The sequence below is a fragment of the Sphingobium lactosutens DS20 genome, assembly GCF_000445105.1.
GTDB classification, from domain to species: Bacteria; Pseudomonadota; Alphaproteobacteria; order Sphingomonadales; family Sphingomonadaceae; genus Sphingobium; species Sphingobium lactosutens.
The window spans coordinates 114725-133983 of sequence record NZ_ATDP01000098.1 but is presented as its reverse complement, the minus strand read 5'-3'; the positions used below and the strand labels follow the sequence as shown (position 1 = coordinate 133983).

At 65.5% G+C, this 19259-nt stretch carries 21 protein-coding genes and 1 pseudogene; 11 read left to right on the top strand and 11 right to left on the bottom strand.

Features of this window, described 5'->3' with window-relative positions; translation table 11 throughout:
* Positions 1–127: 127 nt before the first annotated feature.
* Together RLDS_RS45635 and RLDS_RS45630 are read left to right on the top strand one after the other, a co-directional pair.
* The gene (locus RLDS_RS45635; RefSeq protein WP_031298577.1) at positions 128–1123 is read left to right on the top strand and encodes an aspartate carbamoyltransferase catalytic subunit; all 996 of its coding nucleotides are present in this window, start codon (positions 128–130) and stop codon (positions 1121–1123) included.
* 29 nt (positions 1124–1152) lie between these two features.
* The gene (locus tag RLDS_RS45630; protein WP_031298576.1) at positions 1153–2376 is read left to right on the top strand and encodes a dihydroorotase; all 1224 of its coding nucleotides are present in this window, start codon (positions 1153–1155) and stop codon (positions 2374–2376) included.
* A gap of 64 nt (positions 2377–2440) precedes the next feature.
* Here RLDS_RS45630 and RLDS_RS45625 read toward each other — a convergent pair whose 3' ends face one another.
* Positions 2441–3715: a dipeptidase gene (locus RLDS_RS45625; RefSeq protein WP_021227136.1), complete on the bottom strand. Its 1275-nt coding sequence runs from the start codon at positions 3713–3715 to the stop codon at positions 2441–2443.
* Positions 3716–3851: 136 nt separating this feature from the next.
* Between RLDS_RS45625 and aat the strand changes: the two genes are divergently transcribed.
* Positions 3852–4601 carry a leucyl/phenylalanyl-tRNA--protein transferase gene (gene aat, locus RLDS_RS45620; protein ID WP_021227135.1) on the top strand — a complete coding sequence of 250 codons (750 nt, stop codon included), beginning with the start codon at positions 3852–3854 and terminating at the stop codon, positions 4599–4601.
* A 35-nt stretch (positions 4602–4636) separates the two neighbouring features.
* Here aat and RLDS_RS57010 read toward each other — a convergent pair.
* The 4 genes and pseudogenes from RLDS_RS57010 to mobA form a co-directional block, all read right to left on the bottom strand.
* Positions 4637–4873 (bottom strand): annotated as a pseudogene (locus RLDS_RS57010) (DUF2155 domain-containing protein); the annotation flags it as partial.
* A gap of 182 nt (positions 4874–5055) precedes the next feature.
* Positions 5056–5454, bottom strand: coding sequence for an NADH:ubiquinone oxidoreductase subunit NDUFA12 (locus RLDS_RS45610; protein ID WP_021227133.1), 399 nt, complete (start codon positions 5452–5454; stop codon positions 5056–5058).
* Positions 5455–5504: 50 nt separating this feature from the next.
* Positions 5505–6044, bottom strand: a complete 540-nt coding sequence (locus RLDS_RS45605) for a DUF192 domain-containing protein (RefSeq protein WP_021227132.1) — start codon at positions 6042–6044, stop codon at positions 5505–5507.
* Positions 6045–6084: 40 nt separating this feature from the next.
* Entirely contained in the window at positions 6085–6615 is a 531-nt protein-coding gene (gene mobA / locus RLDS_RS45600) for a molybdenum cofactor guanylyltransferase (RefSeq protein ID WP_021227131.1), read from the bottom strand.
* 99 nt (positions 6616–6714) lie between these two features.
* Between mobA and fdhD the strand changes: the two genes are divergently transcribed.
* The gene (gene fdhD / locus RLDS_RS45595) at positions 6715–7515 is read left to right on the top strand and encodes a formate dehydrogenase accessory sulfurtransferase FdhD (RefSeq protein ID WP_021227130.1); all 801 of its coding nucleotides are present in this window, start codon (positions 6715–6717) and stop codon (positions 7513–7515) included.
* Here the strand turns inward: fdhD and RLDS_RS45590 are convergent.
* Positions 7512–7928, bottom strand: a complete 417-nt coding sequence (locus RLDS_RS45590) for a GtrA family protein (RefSeq protein WP_031298575.1) — start codon at positions 7926–7928, stop codon at positions 7512–7514. The genes fdhD and RLDS_RS45590 overlap by 4 nt on opposite strands.
* Before the next feature lie 45 nt (positions 7929–7973).
* On the opposite strand from RLDS_RS45590, the gene RLDS_RS45585 reads away from it, so the two are divergent.
* A complete protein-coding gene (locus tag RLDS_RS45585) occupies positions 7974–9872 on the top strand; it encodes a Na+/H+ antiporter NhaC family protein (RefSeq protein WP_031298574.1) in 1899 nt (632 codons plus the stop codon).
* On the opposite strand, the gene RLDS_RS45580 is transcribed toward RLDS_RS45585, so the two are convergent.
* Together RLDS_RS45580 and RLDS_RS45575 are read right to left on the bottom strand one after the other, a co-directional pair.
* On the bottom strand, positions 9834–10292 hold the full coding sequence (locus RLDS_RS45580) for a nucleoside deaminase (protein ID WP_021227127.1): 459 nt from the start codon (positions 10290–10292) through the stop codon (positions 9834–9836). The two genes, RLDS_RS45585 and RLDS_RS45580, sit on opposite strands and share 39 nt — an antisense overlap.
* Positions 10293–10329: 37 nt before the next feature.
* Positions 10330–10551: a hypothetical protein gene (locus RLDS_RS45575; RefSeq protein WP_009822596.1), complete on the bottom strand. Its 222-nt coding sequence runs from the start codon at positions 10549–10551 to the stop codon at positions 10330–10332.
* Positions 10552–10695: 144 nt separating this feature from the next.
* Between RLDS_RS45575 and rpmB the strand changes: the two genes are divergently transcribed.
* Complete coding sequence (rpmB, locus tag RLDS_RS45570; RefSeq protein WP_009822595.1) at positions 10696–10989, top strand: 50S ribosomal protein L28; 294 nt, start codon at positions 10696–10698, stop codon at positions 10987–10989.
* A gap of 76 nt (positions 10990–11065) precedes the next feature.
* On the opposite strand, the gene RLDS_RS45565 is transcribed toward rpmB, so the two are convergent.
* Positions 11066–12055 (bottom strand): esterase-like activity of phytase family protein, encoded by a 990-nt coding sequence (locus RLDS_RS45565; protein ID WP_021227126.1) that lies wholly within the window; start codon positions 12053–12055, stop codon positions 11066–11068.
* A gap of 191 nt (positions 12056–12246) precedes the next feature.
* On the opposite strand from RLDS_RS45565, the gene RLDS_RS45560 reads away from it, so the two are divergent.
* Complete coding sequence (locus tag RLDS_RS45560; RefSeq protein ID WP_021227125.1) at positions 12247–12657, top strand: glycine zipper 2TM domain-containing protein; 411 nt, start codon at positions 12247–12249, stop codon at positions 12655–12657.
* Between the two features lie 51 nt (positions 12658–12708).
* Here RLDS_RS45560 and RLDS_RS45555 read toward each other — a convergent pair whose 3' ends face one another.
* Positions 12709–12945 carry a hypothetical protein gene (locus RLDS_RS45555; protein ID WP_021227124.1) on the bottom strand — a complete coding sequence of 79 codons (237 nt, stop codon included), beginning with the start codon at positions 12943–12945 and terminating at the stop codon, positions 12709–12711.
* 78 nt (positions 12946–13023) lie between these two features.
* Positions 13024–13242, bottom strand: coding sequence for a hypothetical protein (locus RLDS_RS45550; RefSeq protein ID WP_021227123.1), 219 nt, complete (start codon positions 13240–13242; stop codon positions 13024–13026).
* A 215-nt stretch (positions 13243–13457) separates the two neighbouring features.
* On the opposite strand from RLDS_RS45550, the gene RLDS_RS45545 reads away from it, so the two are divergent.
* From RLDS_RS45545 to metH, 4 genes are all read left to right on the top strand, one after another.
* Positions 13458–14429: an ArsR/SmtB family transcription factor gene (locus tag RLDS_RS45545; protein WP_021227122.1), complete on the top strand. Its 972-nt coding sequence runs from the start codon at positions 13458–13460 to the stop codon at positions 14427–14429.
* Positions 14426–15334, top strand: a complete 909-nt coding sequence (gene metF, locus RLDS_RS45540) for a methylenetetrahydrofolate reductase (RefSeq protein WP_021227121.1) — start codon at positions 14426–14428, stop codon at positions 15332–15334. The genes RLDS_RS45545 and metF overlap by 4 nt, the downstream gene beginning before the upstream one ends.
* A gap of 144 nt (positions 15335–15478) precedes the next feature.
* The gene (locus RLDS_RS45535; protein ID WP_021227120.1) at positions 15479–16525 is read left to right on the top strand and encodes a homocysteine S-methyltransferase family protein; all 1047 of its coding nucleotides are present in this window, start codon (positions 15479–15481) and stop codon (positions 16523–16525) included.
* Positions 16526–16644: 119 nt separating this feature from the next.
* The gene (metH, locus tag RLDS_RS45530; RefSeq protein WP_021227119.1) at positions 16645–19245 is read left to right on the top strand and encodes a methionine synthase; all 2601 of its coding nucleotides are present in this window, start codon (positions 16645–16647) and stop codon (positions 19243–19245) included.
* Positions 19246–19259 lie beyond the last annotated feature (14 nt).

Here is a 19259-nt window from a genome sequence, read left to right as displayed (position 1 = left end):
ATATCGTCCTGTCCTGCTCCCTTGCGGCGCACTATGCCCGCCCCGGACAGCGTTGCCAATGGTAGAGGGGTCGTAGGTCGGGCTGCCTCTCTTGCCCTGATCCCGGCGCTCGCCTAAAGGGGCGCTCATGCCTCCCATGCCCGCCGCGTCCGTCTCGTCCGACCTTACCGGTCGCGCGCTGTTCCCGCATCGGCATCTTCTGTCGATCGCGGACCTCAAACCCTGGGAAATCCGATTCCTGCTGGACGAAGCGGAATATTGGGCGCAGGCGAACAAGGGCCAGGCGCGCAAACATGACGACCGGCTGGCCGGCATGACGCAGATCAACGCCTTTTTCGAAAACAGCACCCGCACCCTGCTGTCGTTCGAAATCGCGGGCAAGCGGCTGGGCGCGGATGTCGTCAACATGCACGCGGCGACCTCCAGCGTGAAGAAGGGCGAAACGCTGATCGACACGGCAATGACGCTCAACGCCATGGCCGCCGACGTCATCGTCATCCGCCATGCGAGTTCCGGTGCAGTCGCGCTGATCGCGGACAAGGTCGATTGTCCCGTTCTCAATGCCGGCGACGGCTGGCACCAGCATCCCACCCAGGCCCTTCTCGACGCCCTCACCATCCGCCGGCGCAAGGGCGGGTTTGAAGGCCTTGTGGTCGCGATTTGCGGCGATGTGCTGCACAGCCGCGTCGCCCGCTCCAACATGCTCTGCCTCGCTGCATTGGGGGCGCAGGTCCGCGCCATCGCGCCGCCCACTTTGCTGCCGCCAGAGGTGGAGATGCTGGGCGCCACCCCCTGTAGCCGCATGGACGAAGGGCTGGATGGCGCCGACGTGGTGATGATGCTGCGGCTTCAGAATGAACGGATGGACGGTGCCTTCATTCCTTCGGCCCGCGAATATCATGCGCTCTATGGCCTGACGCCCGAACGGCTGGCGATCGCCAAGGCCGACGCGCTGGTCATGCATCCAGGTCCCATGAACCGGGGCGTGGAAATCACCAGCAGCGTCGCCGATCACCCGCAACGGTCGGCCATCACCGAACAGGTCGCCATGGGTGTCGCTGTCCGCATGGCCTGCCTCGACGTGCTGACCCGCAGCGCGCGTGGTGTGGAGGGATGGGCTTGAACATCCCGACCACCAAAGAAGGGATGGGCATGACCCTGCGCGCCATCGTCAATGGCAAGCTCGCCGATCCTGCCGCCGACGCGCTGCATGACGGCGTCGTCCTGATCGATGGCGACCGGATCGTCGCGGCCGGCCAGGTCGACGTGCCGGCCGATGCGGAGCGGATCGACGCGCGCGGCCTGGTCATCGCGCCGGGCTTGATCGACCTCGGCGTCTTTGCGACCGACAAGCCGGCTTTCCATTTCGGCGGCATCACCCGCGCTGCGTTGATGCCCGATCAGCGCGCGCCGCTCGATGATGTGGGCCTCATCCGACAGGCGACGCGGGCGGGCAAGCCTGATTTCTGGGTCCATCCCATCGCCGCCGCGACGCGCGGCCTGATGGGCACCGAAATGGCGGAAATGGGCCTGATGCAGGCGGCAGGCGCGAAGGCGGTCGGGACGGGCCGCCAGTGGATCGCCGATTCCGGCGTGATGCTGCGCGTGCTGACCTACGCCCATGGGCTTGGTCTGACGCTTATCGCCCATGCCGAAGATCGCGGCCTTACCGCCCGCGCCGTCGCCACCAGCGGCGAAACCGCGACACGCCTCGGCCTGCCGCACGCGCCGGCCTGCGCCGAGGCCATGGCGATCGCGCGCGACCTGATGCTGGTGCGCGAAACCGGCGCCACCATCCACTTCCGCCTCGTCACCACCCGCGCCGGCTTCGACCTCATCCGCGCGGCGAAGGCGGAGGGGCTGCGCGTCACCTGCGGCATCACGCCCGCCTATCTGTTCCTCAACGATCAGGCGGCGACCGATTTCCGAACTTTCGCGCGCCTGTCGCCGCCGCTGCGCCATGAAGCCGATCGCCTCGCCAGCATCGCCGCCGTCGCCGACGGCACGGTCGATGTCATTACATCGGGCCATGACCCGCGCGGGCCGGAGGACAAGCGCCTGCCCTTCGCCGACGCAGCGCCGGGCATGGCGGGCGCGGAAACCTTGCTGGCGCTCTCGCTCAATTTGGTGCGCGAAGGCCATGTGTCGATCAACCGGTTGATGACCCTGCTCTGCGCCAACCCTGCGAAAATCCTGGGCGTCGACGCGGGGAGCTTCACGCCGGGCAGCGCCGCCGACCTCATCCTCATTGAGCCCGACGCGCCATGGATCGTCGATTCATCGCGCATGGCGGCGTCGGCGGGCAACACGCCGTTCGACAAGCTGCCGGTGCAGGGCCGCGCTCGCCGCGTCATGAAGGGCGGGGCGTTCCTCTGACCAACTGCTGAGACTTTTGAGCCGGGTCGAAGGCTGTTATCAAGGCCGCGTTTCCGACCGAAGATCAGGCAGGATCGGTGGGCGGTATCGCGCTGCCTTCGGGTTCATCCTTCATCGCCGCGGCCGTCTTTTCCGCGGCCGCCATGACGCGCAATATATTTTCGCCCGCCAGCTTGGCGATGTCCGCGTCGCTCCAGCCGCGCCGCATCAGTTCGGCCAGCAGCGCTGGATAGGTCTGGACCCCGCCCAACCCTTCGGGCAGGTCGCCGACGCCGTCGAAATCGCTGCCGATCCCGACATGGTCGATCCCCGCCACCTTGACGATATGCTCGACATGGTCGGCGACCTGGCTGATGGTCGCCTGGGGCTTGGGATGCGCGGTTTCCCATGCCGCCAGCGCCCTGGCCGCGCCTTCGGGATCGCCGATATACAGCCCGCCAAAGGGTGGCGCATTGTTGCGCGCGATCTCGGCGCTGCGATCCGCGCCCCAGACCCGGCGCGCTTCCGACACATATTGCGCGGCGAAATTGACCATGACGACGCCGCCATTGGCCGCCACTTGCTTCAGCACCGCGTCCGACACATTGCGCGGCGTGTCGCACAATGCCCGCGCATTGCTGTGGGAAAAGATCACCGGCGCTTTCGTCACACGCAGCGCGTCCAGCATCGTCGCCTCGCTGACATGGCTCAGGTCCACGAGCATGCCTAGCCGGTTGAGTTCATGCACCACCGCCTCGCCAAAGGGGGTCAGGCCGTCATGCTGCGGATTGTCGGTCGCGCTGTCGGCCCAGCCGATCGTGCGGCTGTGGGTCAGCGTCAGATAGGCCGCGCCCAGCTGGTGATAGGCGCGCAGCACCGCCAGGCTGCCGTCGATCTGACCGCCGCCCTCCACGCCCATCAGCGACCCGATCCGCCCGGCCTTGTGCGCCGCGCGCATCTCGGCGGCCGTGCGCACCAGCCGGAAATCCTGGGGATAGCGGGCGGCCAGACTGTGCACCATGCCGATGGCGTCCAGCGTATCCTTGACCTGCTGCACCTGCGGCAGGTCGGCCGATACCCAGACGGACCAGAATTGCCCGCCCACGCCGCCAGCGCGCAGCCTCTCGACATCGGTGTGATAGGTTGCCGGGTCCAGCCGCCTCAAATCCATGGTCCAGCGCGCATCCTTCGCCTTTTCCGCGAGCGCCTCGGGCCAGTCATTATGCCCGTCGATCAGCGGCGTCGCCTTCAATACCTTCGCGATGCGCGCGGCATAGGGACCCGTGGCGGGATCGTCGGCGGCATGGAGGGCAGGGGAGGCGAACAGCAGGGGCACCAGCGCCAGGGAAAGCATCTTCATGGGACGCGCAGGCTAGGCGGGGCAGAACGCAAGTCAATCACTTCCCGCCGCCGGTTGCCGTTGGTGGCAATGCTATAACATGCGCTCATGAACATGCTGGCCCTGCCTGCGCTTCCTCTGCTATCCTGGGCTTCACATGCTGATCGACCCGCTGATCCTGTTGCAGGCCTATTCCATCGGCGTCTTCCCCATGTCGGATGATCGCGACGCGCGCGATGTCTATTGGGTCGAACCCAAATATCGCGCGATCCTGCCGCTGGGTCAGTTCCACCTGTCGCATTCGCTGGCCCGGGTGCTGCGCCGCGACCGGTTTCGCGTCACCGCCAACCGCGCTTTCGGCGATATATTGGCGCTGTGTGCGCAGGCCGCGCCCGATCGTCCGTCGACCTGGATCAACCATGCGATCGAACGGGCCTATGTCGACCTGCACGCCCGACGCTTCGCCCATTCGATCGAGGTGTGGGACGGAGAGGAACTGGTCGGCGGCCTGTATGGCGTTGCGCTGGGCACGGCCTTCTTCGGCGAATCCATGGTGTCGCGCCGCACCGATGCGTCAAAGGTCGCGCTGGCCTGGCTGGTGGCGCGGATGCGCTTTGCCGGCTTCACCCTGCTCGACTGCCAGTTCATGACCGATCATCTGCGCACCATGGGCGCGGTCGAAATCCGCCAGCGCGACTATCTTCAGTTGCTGGGCGCGGCCGTGGGTTCGGTGGCGCTGGGCGCGGAATCCGACGTGCTGGCCGCCGGGTCGGGCGCGGCGGCGGAGCTGGCGTTCGCCCCGCTGGCCGGGCGCGCCGACACCGGCTCGCCCTTGGCGCCCAGCTTGACCGTGTCGGGGCCGCTTTCGGGCCATTCCATCGCGCAGCTTCTCACCCAGACGTCATAGATCGGGTGCTGCACCACATTGCGGTCGGGCCGGTCGCGAAACAGCCAGCCGGAAAAAGCGCGCCGCCACTTATTGTCGGCGCTGCTGCGCACGTCCAACTGCACGAACGCGCCCGTTTCCTGGATATTTTCCCATGGCGCGGTCGTCTCGCACGCCTGCAACCGCACGATCGCATCACCCACGCGCACCGCCTCGCCCGGCTTCAACGTCAAATCGCGGGTCAGGCCGTTGCGCTTGTTCAGCAGGCCCAGCACGGCGGATCGTTCGGCCATCGGCGTGCCGGGCATGACGCCATTGTCGGCGGGGCGGATCGGCGTGCCTTCCACCTTGACCGGCCCGGACCGATTGGCCGGCGGCAGGGCGTCATTGTCGCCGCACGCTGCCAGCGTCAGGGCGCAGGGCAGCATGATCATGTATGGAAGGATCGGCGGGAACGACCCCGCCGGGCGTCCGCTCATGCCGCGTCGGGGCTCCACGCCTCATAATCGCCGGTCGCCTTCTGGCGCAGGCCGCCCTTTTCCAGTGCGCCCGACGGGCGATAGGCCTGGGGCGTGCCGGTCGCGTTGGGGGTGGATTCCTTTTCCCAGATGCGCGGCGGCGGCAGGAAGCTTTCGGGCGCCCCTTCGATCGAATGATGCAGCCAGCCATGCCATTCGGCCGGCACGCGGCTCGCGTCATTGGCGCCACTGTAGATCACCCAGCGGCGGGTCAGCCCATTGGGGTCCTTGCCGCCTTCGAAATAGACATTGCCCTGATGATCCTCGCCGACCTTGGTGCCCTTGCGCTTGGTAAAGAGCCAGGTGCCAAAGGTGGCGCCATTCCACCAGGTGAAGATGTTTGCCAGGATACCCATGGGGCAAGCGCTTAGCCGTTGCGAGGGACGCGGGCAAGACGGATATGGCGTCAGCGCGCCGGGGCCGGGCAGAAATTGAGGTCGGTCGCCACCTTGTCCGTCGGCACCGCGCAGCCGCCCCAACTCACCTTGTCGCCCTCGCCGATGCCCAGCTCCGCCGCGCGCCCGCCGCGCAACTCCAGCACCGCCGCCACCGGCACCCCGGCCGAAATCGGCTCGCGCGCATAGGGCTGCGCCTGCGCCTTCACGAACGCGATCGTCCCGTCGGTATGGATGAACAGCATGTCGAGCGGCACCAGCGTATCCTTCATCCAGAAGCTCGCGGTGCGCGGCGGGTCCATCGGGAACAGCATGCCCCCGTCCGCCGCGATCGCCTTGCGGAACATCAGCCCCTTATCCTGCTCCTGCGGCGTGCGGGCGACCTCGACGTCGAACCGATGCGCGCCGCCGCCGTCCGTCCGGATCACCACGGGCAGCAGGGCAGGCGTCCGGGCGGCAGAGACGTTGCTTGCATCCCGTTCCCTGTCCGCCTTGCCCCCTTGGCACGCGGTGAGAAGGGCAAGGGCGAACAGGCTGGCGACGCGGATCATGCCGCCTGCCTAGAGCGAATCGCGTGCCGGGGGGAAGGGGCTATTGCGTCTTTTGCAGCGCCGCCAGATCCTGCGGCCGGTTGATATTGGGCAGCGCGATGCCCTCCAGCGGCACCACGCGCCCGCCCGCCGCCTCCAGCCAGCCGCGAATCGACCGGCTATTCTCGCCGGCCAGATGGGCGTCCAGCATCGGCGCGAGCGTAGCGGGCCACCATCCCAGCAGCGGCTGGCCCTCCACCACCGCCGCCCGCGGGCCTATCAGCAATGCGGGCAATTGCGCAGGATAGACCGGCATGTCGCATCCCGTGGTCAGCACCCCGGCAAAACCATGGTCGACCGCATGATGCAGCGCCGCGTTAAGGCCCCCCAAAGGCCCCAGATCGCGCCGCGGCCGGTCCGCCAGCCCGCCCGCGCGCCCGCATACCACCACTTCGCTTACATGGGGGCTGAGCGCCGCGATGGCATGATCCAGCAAGGTGCGCCCGTTCAGCATCGCCAGCGCCTTGTCACTGCCAAAGCGGCTGGACCGCCCGCCAGCCAGAACCGCCCCCAGCACTATTTGCGTCACCATGGCGTCTCCTCAAGGACCGCTTTCGTCATAGGCAGGACAGGCGCGCGCCGCCAGTCGCGACATTGCCAGCCTGCCGGGCGGGGCCTAGGGTCGCGAGCAATGACAGTACCGCCCGATCCCGCTCCGGACCCTCAGCCTTTCCTGCGCCTGACCCCCGATGGTGCGACCACGCCGGTCGACCGGCCGTTGGCGCGGGAAGTGCCCGTCGCGATCGAATATAATGGCGCGGGCTATGCGGTGCTGATGGCGACGCCCGACGATATCGGCGATCTGGTCCAGGGGTTCAGCCTTGCCGAAAGGCTGGTGTCGCGCGGCGATGCGTTGCTTGACATCGACGTTCATGCGACCGGCGCGGGCGTCATCGCGCGCACGACCTTGCCGTCGCACCGCACCGACGATTTGCTCCGGCGCGTGCGCCACCGCACATCCGATTCGGCTTGCGGCCTGTGCGGCGTCGAAACGCTGGAGCAGGCCTTGCGACCGCTGCCGACCATCACGGCCAAGTCCAGCGCGGATCGCGCCGCTATCTTTCGCGCGCTCGACGCCCTGCGCGATCATCAGCCGTTGAACGCCGCGACCGGCGCGGCGCATTGCGCAGCCCTGGTCGATCCGCAGGGACGCATCCGCCTGGCGCGGGAGGATGTCGGCCGCCACAATGGCTTTGACAAGCTGATCGGCGCTATGGCTCGCGCAGGCCATGGCTGGGACGGAGGCTTTGCGCTGCTCTCCTCGCGCTGCTCCTATGAACTGGTGGAAAAGGCGGTGCTGGCCGACTGTCCGCTGCTCGTCACCATCTCCGCCCCGACCAGCCTTGCGGTAGAGCGCGCTACGGCGGCCGGTCTGCCACTGGTGGTCCTCGCCCGGCCCGACGCGCTGCTGGCCTATGGCAACGCGCTTTAGCGGAACACCCATTGCCGGTTGAGCACGAACATGATGGCCGGCGTCACGAACAGCATCGCGGGAATGGGCGACCATTCGGGCCAGCCCATATGCGTGACGCACAGCCACACCCAAAGTGCGTTCAAGCCATAGCTGATCAGCGACGCCGCCACGAACCGCACGCCGCGCGCGCCATGCCCGTCGCTGCGCGCCTGATCGCGGAAGGTGAATAGGCTGTGCGCGACATAGCCCACGCACACCGCCCCGGCATAGCCGATCAAATTGGCGACCTGGACATGCAACCCGCCCAGCGTCGCCAGGCACCAGTAGATCGCGGCCTGGCAAGCGGTGACGAACAGGCCCGTGACCCCATAGCGGACGATCTGCCAGAACAGCGCGCGTTGCTGCGGGCTCAACCGTTCGGCGAAAATCATCATGGCCCCCGTTGCGCTTTGAAGCGGGTCGTCTAATCGACCGGCATGAACTTGCAAAGCCGGCACGACATGCGCGCGAAATCGATGATCCTGGCGGGTCATCTGGCGCGCTGGTCCAGCCGTCACTGGAAATGGCTGACCTTCCTCATCTGGATCGTTGCCGTCGTCGCGATGGTGGCGACGCGCTGGCCGGCGATCTATTGGCTCGTGCTCGGCGATACCGACGATAATATCCGCTATGTCCAGGTGAAGGACTGGCTGGCGGGGCAGGGCTGGTACGACCTGCGCCAATATCGGCTCGATCCGCCAGGCGGTGCGAATATCCACTGGTCGCGCCTCGTCGATCTACCCATTGCCGGGCTGATGCTGTTCTTCCGCGCCTTTGTCGACCAGGGCATGGCCGATCGCCTGGCCTGCGGCATCGCGCCCTTGTTGCCGCTGCTGCTTCTGATGCTGTCGCTGGGCTTCATCGGCCGGCGGCTCGCCGGGCCGCATGGCTGGCTGCTCGCGGTGGTCGCGCCCTTCGCCGCGCAGATGGGGCTGGGCATGTATGCGCCGATGCGGATCGACCATCATGGCTGGCAACTGGCGCTCGCGCTCACCATGCTGGCCGGGGTGATCGACACCAACCGGCTGCGCGGCGGCATCATGGCCGGCGTCAGCAGCGCGCTCTCCATCGCCATCGGCATGGAAATGATCGTCTATCTGGCCGCGGGCGGGGCGCTCATCGCGCTGCGCTGGGTATTCCGCCCCGGCGCGGAAAGCCGCATGCTCGCCTATGCGCTCAGCCTGTCGGGCGCGACCTCGCTCCTCTACCTGCTCTTTGCCAGCTATGCCAATCGCGCCATGGTCTGCGACGCCCTCTCGCCCATCTGGGTGGCGGTGTTCGGCGCGGCGGGAGCGGGGATGGTGCTGCTGGCGCTCGCGCCGCTGCGGGGCTGGCCCATGCGTCTTGCCGCAGGCGCATTGGTCGGCGGCGCGCTTGGCCTTTTCGTCTGGCTCAACTGGCCGCAATGCCTCAGCCCCTATCAGATATCGCCCGAACTCCAGCGCCTGTGGCTCGCCAATATTCGCGAGGCCAAGCCGATCACCGCGCAGGCGCAAAGCCTGGTCGTGCCGTTGCTCGCCATCCCCGCCGCCGGCCTCATCGGCCTGCTCTGGGCGCTGTGGGACGCGCGGCGCGACGGCGAACGGCTCTGGGCCTGGGCGACCGTGGGGGCGATGATGGTTTTTTCGACCGCCTTGCTGTTCTGGCAGCTGCGCGCCGGTCCGGCGGCGCAATTGCTCGCCATCCCGCCCGCCGCCTGGGCCGCGCACCGGCTGGTCGCGGCGGTGCTGACCGGATCGCGCCGTGCCCGCATCGCTGGCGCGGCCGGCGTCGCTCTGCTCGCCGCCATCGCCTTTGCCTATCCACTCTACCCGCAGGTGGTCAAAGTCTATCAGGACATGACCGGGCAAAAGCCAAAGGCTTGGCGCCCCTCCGCGCTTGCTCGCACCGATGCGATCAAGAAAGCGAATGGCCGGTGCCGCACATTGCCGGCGCTGGCCGTGCTGGACCAGCTGCCGCCCGCGACCATCTTCACCATGGTCGACCTTGGCCCGCGCATCCTGGCGACGACGCATCACAGCGCCCTGGCCGGCCCCTATCACCGCAACGGCGCGACGATCCTCGACATCCATCACGCCTTTGATGGCAAGCCCGCCGCTTTTCGCGCCATCGCCGCCCGGCATCACGCGACCTATTTGCTGATCTGTCCCAATTTCCCCGAAGGCACCATCTATCAGTCACGCAGCCCCGGCGGCTTTTACGCAGACCTGATGCGCGGCCAGCGGCCCGACTGGCTCGTGCCGGTGCGGCTCAATACCGACATCACCTTGCCCTATCAGCTGTACCGCATCCTCTATTCACCGGCGGGCAGCAAAAAAATCGCGCAACAAAGCTGACGCGTCCGCTTGGGCAAGCCCGCCATAGACTTCGGGTCGGTGCAGGCATTGGGGCTGCATGAAAAGGCGCGGCCCCTGCTCGATCGCGCCGCCCTTGGGGTCCGCCGCCCCGTAATAAAGCCGCGCGATGCGCGCATGGGAAATGGCGCCCGCACACATCGGGCAGGGCTCCAGCGTCACCCACAGGTCGCACCCCGTCAGTCGAAAATCGTCAAGATAAGCCGCAGCGGCTCGCATCGCGACGATCTCCGCATGGGCGGTCGGGTCGCGATCGCGCCGGTTGCGATTCTCGCCCTCGCCAATGATGACGCCGTTCCGCGTCACCACAGCGCCGATCGGCACTTCCTCCGCCTCCTGCGCCCGTAGCGCCAGTTCCAGCGCACGGCGCATCGGGGCGGGCAGGGGGAAGGGCGCAGCCATGATCCGCCCCTAGCGCATCTGAACGGCGATCGGAATATCAGGGCTTGCGCACATCCACGGTCGGCACTTCGACCGTTTCGTTGCGGGTGCCGACCTCGACCTTGGCGACATTGGCCTCATATTTGGGCAGCGATCCGCCACGCACCGACACTTCGGGCAGGCTGCCCGATTGCGTGCGCTGCAGGTCGATGAATCCGGTCGCGATGCCACCCGCCAGCACCAGCAGGATAATGACCAACAATCCACCAATGAGTCGCATTCCGCCCTCCTTTGCTGTAACCCAGGTCAAACGCTGCGCTGAGCGAAAGGGTTGCGTGCCACCCCATCCGGGTTGACGGCCGCAGGGAATCCCGTTATTGGCGCGGCTTTCCGAACGAACCCGAATTCAAAGGTTGAACAGACTATGTCGCGCATCTGCGAGCTGACCGGCAAGGGCCGCCAGGTGGGTCACAATGTGTCCCACGCCAATAACAAGACCAAGCGTGTGTTCCTGCCCAACCTGCAGAACGTCTCGCTGATCTCCGAAGCGCTGGAAACGACCGTGAAGCTGCGCGTGTCGACCCATGGCCTGCGTTCGGTCGAACATAATGGCGGCCTCGACAACTGGCTGGTCAAGACCAGCGACGACAAGCTCTCGCTCAAGGCCCGTCGCCTCAAGCGCGACATCGTCAAGAAGAAGGCCGCCGCCGCGGCCTGATCCTGTCCGATTCGTTTCGGTGAATGAGCGGCCTGGGAACGGGCCGCTTTTTTGCGTCCTTTCGCGGAGCCAGCGGTCACATCATCCGCAAGGCGAATTTCAGCAGCAGGGTGCGCTGGAAAAATTCGTGATTGTCGTCGGATATGATCCACAGGACCGGCCGCCCCCCTTCGCGCGTCACCGTCATTCCTTCGAAATTGTCGGCCAGCAGCGGCGGCGCCAGCCGAGCGAGCGTGCGGCCTTTCAGGATCGTGCCCGGCGACAGGATCGGGGGCAGGTCGACGATGGCGATCGTCGCGGTGAACAGGTCCTGCAACGTCAGGCGGCGGTGGAGCACCAGCAAGTGGCGCGCGTCCAGCGCCACCGCATCGGTCGGCCTGTATCCCCGGGGCGGGGTATAGCGCAGCGGGACGGGATTGCCGGTTGCGGCATCGGCCGGATCGCCAGGGAAGAGCAGCGCCTCGTGCCGCCCTTCCGCCGTCATGCCCATTTCGCCGATCGCGATGAAGCGTCCGTCGGGCAACCGGGCAAGCGATTCGATCGATCCGGTCTTGGGCCAGGCGGCGATCTGCGGCCAGGTTCGGCACGCTTCCACCCGCGCGAAACCGGGGCCATAGCGACAGATGGACTGTTGCAGCTCAAAGCCCACCCAGTAACGATCCGTGGCAGGATCGTGGGTCAGCGATTCTGAATCCCACGCCCACCATGGCCGGTGCCGATCCCGCGGGCGAACGGGCAGGGGGGCGATGAACGGTCGGCGCAGATGCGGTCCGTCGCCGACGTGAAATCCCATCAATATGCCTGAATCGCTCAATGCCAGCATTTCGCCAGGCGCTGCGGCCAGCAATGCGGATATGCCGCCAAAGCCGGGATGGGCGCTCTGCAACTCCCACCCGCCCAGATATGTGAGCGTGCCGATCCTGCGCCGCGCCGGATCGGTGCTGTCCAGCGGCAACGCGCGCGCGCTGACCAGCAACGTCCCGGCGCGCACCGCTGCGGGCTTTCCGGGGTGGGGCGCGGGCCATAGCAGCATCGCCAGCGCCAGGATGATCAGGATTCGGCTCATCGCCGCCCCGCTTAGGGCAATATGCGGCAGGACGCAGCAAAGCAGTGACGGGTCGCCATCAGGTGAACGCTGGCTGACAGCGCCATTCAGCGATGGCTCAAACCCGATCGGGCATAAAGACGTCAATCAATGGCGAATCCCGTTCTTGACGCTTCGCCGATGAGATAATTTTTTCTGGAGGAGCAACCGCCATGAAGATGAAGTTTCTTGTAAATATGGGAGCCGCTCTTGCGATGGGCGCTGCTTCCCTTGCCGTCACCGCCACGCCCGCCATGGCCCGCGACCATTATCGCGGCTATGACCGGGGCGATCATTATCGCGGATATAATCGGGGGTATCGCGGCTATCGCGGTGACCATTATCGCGGCTATCGCGGCGAGCGCTATTACCGCAACAATTATTATCGCGGCTATCGTGGCGGCTATCGCTGCCGGGATAATGGCACGGGCGGCACCATCATCGGCGCGATCGCCGGTGGCCTGCTCGGTAATGAGGTCGGTCGCAATTCGGGTCGCTACGGTCGTGGCGACGGTACGGCTGGCGCGATCATCGGCGCTGGCGTCGGCGCCCTTGCCGGTCGCGCGATCGACCGCAACTGCTAAGCCAGCCTGGCTGGCAGTAAAGGAAGGGCCGTCCCCCGCCGGGGCGGCCCTTCATTGTGCCGGCTTGCTCTCCGGCGCCTGGCCGCGCTGACGGTCCGCCGCCATGCGCGCTGCGGGATTGAGATCCCCCGCCTTGTCGTCCGTCACGCCGACGCGCGCGTCCAGCATCGCAGCAGCTTCATTGAGGGCGCGCGCGTCGCTCGCGCTGACGCCGCCCACGCCGTCGCTCTCCGATGATCCGCACCCATTGAGCAGCGTCAGAAACATCAGCCCCGACAGATAGCGCATCGGCACTCTCCCATGGAAAAGGGGCCGCCCCGTTGCCGGAGCGACCCCTTTTACAAATTCTTCCCTGGTCAGGGACAATTACATCGCGTTCGCGACGTTGTTCGTCGCGTTCGACGCGGCGTTGGCGGCATCGTCAGCGGCGTTCATCGCGGCGTTCATGGCGTTGTCGGCCGCGTTCGACGCATTCTCGGCAGCGTTGGCAGCCATGTTGGCGGCGTTTTCTTCATGGTTGCCACTGCAGGCAGCCAGGCCGAGCGAAGCGGCGAGAACGAGCGAAAGAGCAATCGACTTGGTCATGGGCAACAACCCCTCTCTGAGAAAAAAAAGATGCAGACAACTCTCGGAGAAAAGCTCACCCCCCATTGCGCCTGCGCCGCGATTCGTAATGCGTTGATCGGGGCAAGGCAATCCCATTCATCGCAAAGCAAGGGTTGGCGGGGGTCGTTACGCTTGGTTCGTCGCGGAAATGACGGGCATTGACGTATATAAAGATTTCTTTATATGATCTCTCCATGCACTCCGCTCTCGATATTTTCCGGGCGCTCGGCGACCCGACGCGATTGCGGATCGTGCATTTGTTGCGCGCGATGGAACTGGCGGTGGGGGAAATCGCGCAGGTCGTCGGGCAAAGCCAGCCCCGCGTATCCCGCCATGTCCGCATCCTTGCCGAAGCCGGCCTTGTCGAGCGGCGCAAGGAGGGCAATTGGGTGTTCCTGCGCCTGGCGCGCGAGCAGGGCCTCGCGCCTTTTCTCACGCTGTTCGATCGGATCGAACCTTCGCAACCCGAAGCGCTGTGGCAGGCGGCCGATCTCGCGCGTCTGTCGGCGGTGCGGGCGGAGCGGGCGCGCGCGGCCGAGGCCTATTTCGCCGAACATGCCGACGAATGGGACGCGATCCGCTCGCTCCACGTGCCCGAAGCGCAGGTGGAAGCGGCGATGACCGCGCTGCTGGCGCGCGAACCGATCGGCCATTTGCTCGACATCGGCACCGGCACCGGGCGGATGATCGAATTGTTCGGCGACGAAGCGCGCCAAGTGACGGCTCTGGATCGCAGCCCCGATATGCTGCGCCTCGCCCGCGCCAAATTGCCGCAGGATGCAGGTGACAAATATGCGCTGTTGCTGGGCGATTTCCTGTCCCTGCCGATGGAATCCGGCAGCATCGACACGGTGCTGTGCCATCAGGTGCTTCATTATGCCCAAGCGCCCGAAAGCGTCATTGCCGAAGCGGCGCGCGTGACCGCCCGCGATGGCCGCGTCCTGATCGCCGATTTCGCCCCGCATCAGCGGGAAGAATTGCGCACCCGCGACCAGCATGCGCGGCTCGGTTTTGCCGATGCCCAGATGGAAGGCTGGTTCGCGGATGCGGGCCTGGTCCTGGAACAGGTGGAACGCCTGCCAGGACAGGAATTGACGGTGCAACTGTGGCTGGGGCGGCGCAAGAGCGCCGATGTCCTGCCGCTCGAACGACGGATATCCGCATGACCATTGACGATCGCGTGCCCCTTTATGCGGATCTGGCCGGCGATGCGCGCGTCAGCTTCGAATTTTTCCCGCCCAAGACGGAAAAGATGGAGGCGCAGCTCTGGTCGGCGATCGAAACGCTCGCGCCGCTTGCGCCCCGCTTCGTGTCCGTCACCTATGGCGCGGGCGGATCGACGCGGGAGCGCACGCATAATACGGTCGCCCGGATCGCGCGGGAAACGCCGCTTGCTGCCGCCGCGCACCTGACTTGCGTCGCCGCCAGCAAGAGCGAGATTGACGAGATTGCCGACGCCTATTGGCAGGCCGGGGTGCGCCACATCGTCGCGCTGCGCGGCGATCCGCCCGAACAGGGCGGACGGTTCGAAGCGCATCCCGATGGCTATGCCGGCGCGGCCGATCTGGTCGAAGGGCTGATGAAGCGTCACCCTTTCGAAATTTCCGTGTCCGCCTATCCCGAGGTTCATCCTGACGCCCGCGATGCGCAAAGCGATCTCGACAATCTCAAGCGCAAGCTGGACGCGGGGGCGACCCGCGCCATCACCCAATTCTTCTTCGAACCCGACACCTATTTCCGCTTCATGGATCAGGTGCGCGCCGCCGGCATCGACGCGGAAATCGTGCCCGGCATCATGCCGGTCGGCAATTTCGCCGCGGTCCAGCGCATGGCGGCCATGTGCAACACCGATGTGCCCGCCTGGATGGGGCGCCTGTTCGAAGGCCTGGACGATCGCCCCGCCGCCCGTCAGTTGATATCCGCGACGCTCGCGGCGGAACTCTGCCGCAAACTCTATGAAGGCGGCGTGCGCGACTTTCATTTCTACACGCTCAACCGGGCGGAACATAGCTATGCGATCTGCCATCTGCTGGGTTTAAGGCCCAAGGTGGCGGCTGAGATAGTGGCGTGATGAATTTTATCAGCCGTTCGTCCTGAGTAGCCATTGAGCGAAGTCGAAATGGCGTATCGAAGGATAGGCGCTTCGATACGAGGCTTCGACAAGCTCAGCCTCTACTCAGCACGAACGGATTTTTCCAAAAGCGGGGACGAGACGATGACCGCCGAACAGACATTCCGCCAACTGGCCGCCGAAAAGATCCTGATCTTTGACGGCGGCTATGGCACCTCGATCCAGAAACATGGCCTGACCGAAGCCGATTATCGCGGCGACCTCGATCTGGCGAAGGACCAGAAGGGCAATAACGACCTGCTCTGCCTGACGCGCCCCAATATCGTGGAGGGCATTCACACCGCCTATCTCGATGCCGGCGCCGACATGATCGAAACCAACACCTTTTCCTCGACCAAGATCGCCATGGCCGATTATGGCTGCGAACATCTGGTTTGGGACATCAATGTCGCCGCTGCGAAGCTGGCCCGTTCGGCGTGCGAAAAGGCAAGCGCGAAGGATGGCAGGCCCCGCTTCGTCTGCGGATCGATCGGCCCGACCAACAAGACGCTTTCCATCTCGCCCGACGTCAACGACCCCGCCTATCGCGAAGTCGACTATGATACGCTCAAGGCCGATTATCGCGAACAGTGCGACGCGCTGATCGCGGGCGGTGTCGATTTCCTGCTGGTCGAAACCTGTTTCGATACGCTGAACGCCAAGGCGGCGGGCATGGCCGCGCGCGAGGCCGAGGCGGCGGCCGGACGCTCCGTGCCGCTGATGCTCAGCTTCACCATCACCGACATGTCCGGCCGCAACCTGTCGGGCCATACGATCAACGCCTTCTGGTATTCGCTGCGCCATTTGAAGCCGCTGACCATCGGCGTGAACTGCGCGTTCGGGGCGGACCTGCTGCGGCCCTATCTGGCCGAATTGTCGAGAAATGCCGACACGCTGATCCTGGCCTATCCCAACGCCGGCCTGCCCAATGAGCTGGGCCAATATGACGAGCTGCCCGAAACCACCGCGAAGCTGATCCGCGACTGGGTGGACGAGGGGCTGGTCAACATGGTCGGCGGCTGCTGCGGCACGACGCCTGCCCATATCGGCGCGGTGGCGAAGGCGCTGGCCGGTCACAAGCCGCGCGCGGTGCCCGAACTGCCGGTCGTGACGCGCTTGGCGGGCCTCGAACCCATGCACATCGCGGCGTGAGAAATGGGGAGGGGATATCTCTCCTCCGTTCGCCCTGAGCTTGTCGAAGGGCTGCACTTTCTTGAAAAAAAGGACTGGGCTTCGACAGGCTCAGCCCGAACGGAATTGAAGATCGGGATATGACCACCCAGACCACCGCCACTTTCGTCAACATCGGCGAGCGCACCAACGTCACCGGCTCCGCCAAATTTAAGAAGCTGATCATGGCGGGCGATTATGCCGCCGCCATCGACATCGCGCGCGAGCAGGTGGAGAATGGCGCGCAGATCGTCGACGTGAACATGGATGAAGGCCTGCTCGACGCGGTCGAGGCGATGACGACTTTCCTCAAGCTCATGACGTCGGAACCGGACATCAGCCGCGTTCCCGTCATGATCGACTCTTCCAAATGGGAAGTGATCGAGGCCGGCCTCAAATGCGTGTCGGGCAAGCCGGTCGTCAACTCGATCAGCATGAAGGAAGGCGAGGATGCGTTTCTCCACCACGCCCGCCTCTGCATGGCCTATGGCGCAGCCGTCGTCGTCATGGCCTTCGATGAAACCGGGCAGGCCGACACCAAAGAGCGCAAGGTCGAAATTTGCGAGCGCGCCTACAAGCTGCTCATGAGCATCGGCTTCCCGCCCGAGGACATCATCTTCGACCCCAATATCTTCGCCGTCGCGACCGGGATCGAGGAGCATAATAATTACGGCGTCGACTTCATCGAAGCCTGCCGCGAGATCAAGGCGCGCTGCCCGCATGTCCATATTTCGGGCGGCCTCTCCAACTTCTCCTTCTCCTTCCGTGGCAATGAGCCGGTGCGACGGGCGATGCACAGCGTCTTCCTCTATCACGCCATTCCCGCCGGGCTCGACATGGCGATCGTCAACGCCGGCCAGCTCGACGTCTACGATGCGATCGATCCCGCGCTGCGCAAGGCGTGCGAGGACGTCCTCCTGAACTCCGACCCGGAAGCGGGCGACCGCCTCGTCGCGCTGGCGGAAAGCTTCAAGGGCAAGGATGCCGCTTCGGAGAAAGCCGCCCAGGAATGGCGCGGCTGGCCGGTCGCCAAACGCCTCGAACATGCGCTGGTCAAGGGCATCGACATGTATGTGGTCGAGGATACGGAGGAAGCCCGGCTCGCCGCCGCCAAGCCCATCGAGGTGATCGAAGGGCCGCTGATGGACGGTATGAACGTCGTCGGCGACCTGTTCGGCGCAGGCAAGATGTTCCTGCCCCAGGTCGTCAAATCCGCCCGCGTCATGAAGAAGGCGGTCGCGCATCTGCTGCCCTATATCGAGGCGGCAAAGGAGCCGGGTGCCAAGGGCAAGGGCAAGATCGTCATGGCCACGGTCAAGGGCGACGTCCATGACATCGGCAAGAATATTGTTGGCGTCGTGCTCCAGTGCAACGGCTTTGAGGTCATCGACATGGGCGTGATGGTCCCCTGGCAGGACATCATCAAGGCCGCGAACGAGAATGACGCCGACATGATCGGCCTGTCCGGCCTCATCACCCCCAGCCTGGACGAAATGGTGACGGTCGCGGCGGAAATGCAGCGCGCCAACATGACCATGCCGCTGCTGATCGGCGGCGCGACCACGTCGAAGGTCCATACCGCGCTGCGCATCGACCCGGCCTTCACCGGTCCGGTCGTCCATGTGCTCGACGCCAGCCGCGCGGTGGGCGTGGCGACGGCGCTGGTTTCGGAAACGCAGAAGACGGATTTCGTGCAGAAGACGAAGGCCGATTATGATCATGTCCGCAAGGCGCGAGAGGGGAAGGGGCAAAGCCAGCTTCTTTCGATCGAGGATGCCCGCGCCAATGGCTTCGAGATGGACGAGGCGCTCAAGGCGCCGCGCCCGCGCCTGCCCGGCGTGCACCGCTTCCCCGACTGGGATTTGAAGGACCTGGTCCAATATATCGACTGGACCCCCTTCTTCCGTGCCTGGGAACTGGCCGGCAACTATCCTGCCATCCTGGACGATGACATCGTCGGCGAAAGCGCGCGCAGCCTGTTTGCCGACGCGCAGAAGATGCTCGACAAAATCGTCAACGACAAATGGCTGACCGCGCGCGGCGTTTGCGGCCTGTGGCCCTGCCGCCGGGTGGGCGACGACATCATCGTCCATGTCGAGGATGAACGCCACGTCCGCCTGCCCATGCTGCGGCAACAGATCGCCAAGCGGGAAGGGCGGGCGAACATGTGCCTGGCCGACTTCATCAGTCCTCATGGCGACTGGATGGGTGGCTTTGCCGTGTCGATCCACGGCATCGAACCGCATCTCGCTCGCTTCAAGGCGTCGATCGACGACTATTCGGACATTCTTTTGAAAGCGCTGGCCGACCGCCTCGCCGAAGCCTTTGCCGAGCGGCTGCACCATTATGTCCGCACCGCACTGTGGGGCTATGCCGAGGGCGAGCAGTTGACGAACGAAGCGCTCATCAAGGAGCAATATCGCGGCATTCGTCCCGCGCCGGGCTATCCCGCCTGCCCGGAACATAGCCTGAAACCCCTGCTGTTCGACATGCTCGACGCGCATCACGCCACCGGGGTTTCGCTGACCGAAAGCTTCGCCATGCTGCCGACGGCGGCGGTGAGCGGCTTTTATTTCGGTCATGCGCAAGCCGAATATTTCGGCGTCGCCCGCGTCGGGCGCGATCAGATGGAGGATTATGCCGCGCGCCGGGGCATCGATTTGGAGACTGCTGAACGCTATCTGCGACCCAATCTCGACTGAGCGACTTGGGGCGG

What these genes read in the sequence shown, in the direction of transcription:
- RLDS_RS45635 (WP_031298577.1), top strand. Translation starts at nt 128, where the DNA reads ATGCCTCCCATGCCCGCCGCGTCCGTCTCGTCCGACCTTACCGGTCGC.
- RLDS_RS45630 (WP_031298576.1), top strand. Translation starts at nt 1,153, where the DNA reads ATGACCCTGCGCGCCATCGTCAATGGCAAGCTCGCCGATCCTGCCGCC.
- RLDS_RS45625 (WP_021227136.1), bottom strand. Translation starts at nt 3,715, where the DNA reads ATGAAGATGCTTTCCCTGGCGCTGGTGCCCCTGCTGTTCGCCTCCCCT.
- aat (WP_021227135.1), top strand. Translation starts at nt 3,852, where the DNA reads ATGCTGATCGACCCGCTGATCCTGTTGCAGGCCTATTCCATCGGCGTC.
- RLDS_RS45610 (WP_021227133.1), bottom strand. Translation starts at nt 5,454, where the DNA reads ATGGGTATCCTGGCAAACATCTTCACCTGGTGGAATGGCGCCACCTTT.
- RLDS_RS45605 (WP_021227132.1), bottom strand. Translation starts at nt 6,044, where the DNA reads ATGATCCGCGTCGCCAGCCTGTTCGCCCTTGCCCTTCTCACCGCGTGC.
- mobA (WP_021227131.1), bottom strand. Translation starts at nt 6,615, where the DNA reads ATGGTGACGCAAATAGTGCTGGGGGCGGTTCTGGCTGGCGGGCGGTCC.
- fdhD (WP_021227130.1), top strand. Translation starts at nt 6,715, where the DNA reads ATGACAGTACCGCCCGATCCCGCTCCGGACCCTCAGCCTTTCCTGCGC.
- RLDS_RS45590 (WP_031298575.1), bottom strand. Translation starts at nt 7,928, where the DNA reads ATGATTTTCGCCGAACGGTTGAGCCCGCAGCAACGCGCGCTGTTCTGG.
- RLDS_RS45585 (WP_031298574.1), top strand. Translation starts at nt 7,974, where the DNA reads ATGAACTTGCAAAGCCGGCACGACATGCGCGCGAAATCGATGATCCTG.
- RLDS_RS45580 (WP_021227127.1), bottom strand. Translation starts at nt 10,292, where the DNA reads ATGGCTGCGCCCTTCCCCCTGCCCGCCCCGATGCGCCGTGCGCTGGAA.
- RLDS_RS45575 (WP_009822596.1), bottom strand. Translation starts at nt 10,551, where the DNA reads ATGCGACTCATTGGTGGATTGTTGGTCATTATCCTGCTGGTGCTGGCG.
- rpmB (WP_009822595.1), top strand. Translation starts at nt 10,696, where the DNA reads ATGTCGCGCATCTGCGAGCTGACCGGCAAGGGCCGCCAGGTGGGTCAC.
- RLDS_RS45565 (WP_021227126.1), bottom strand. Translation starts at nt 12,055, where the DNA reads ATGAGCCGAATCCTGATCATCCTGGCGCTGGCGATGCTGCTATGGCCC.
- RLDS_RS45560 (WP_021227125.1), top strand. Translation starts at nt 12,247, where the DNA reads ATGAAGATGAAGTTTCTTGTAAATATGGGAGCCGCTCTTGCGATGGGC.
- RLDS_RS45555 (WP_021227124.1), bottom strand. Translation starts at nt 12,945, where the DNA reads ATGCGCTATCTGTCGGGGCTGATGTTTCTGACGCTGCTCAATGGGTGC.
- RLDS_RS45550 (WP_021227123.1), bottom strand. Translation starts at nt 13,242, where the DNA reads ATGACCAAGTCGATTGCTCTTTCGCTCGTTCTCGCCGCTTCGCTCGGC.
- RLDS_RS45545 (WP_021227122.1), top strand. Translation starts at nt 13,458, where the DNA reads ATGCACTCCGCTCTCGATATTTTCCGGGCGCTCGGCGACCCGACGCGA.
- metF (WP_021227121.1), top strand. Translation starts at nt 14,426, where the DNA reads ATGACCATTGACGATCGCGTGCCCCTTTATGCGGATCTGGCCGGCGAT.
- RLDS_RS45535 (WP_021227120.1), top strand. Translation starts at nt 15,479, where the DNA reads ATGACCGCCGAACAGACATTCCGCCAACTGGCCGCCGAAAAGATCCTG.
- metH (WP_021227119.1), top strand. Translation starts at nt 16,645, where the DNA reads ATGACCACCCAGACCACCGCCACTTTCGTCAACATCGGCGAGCGCACC.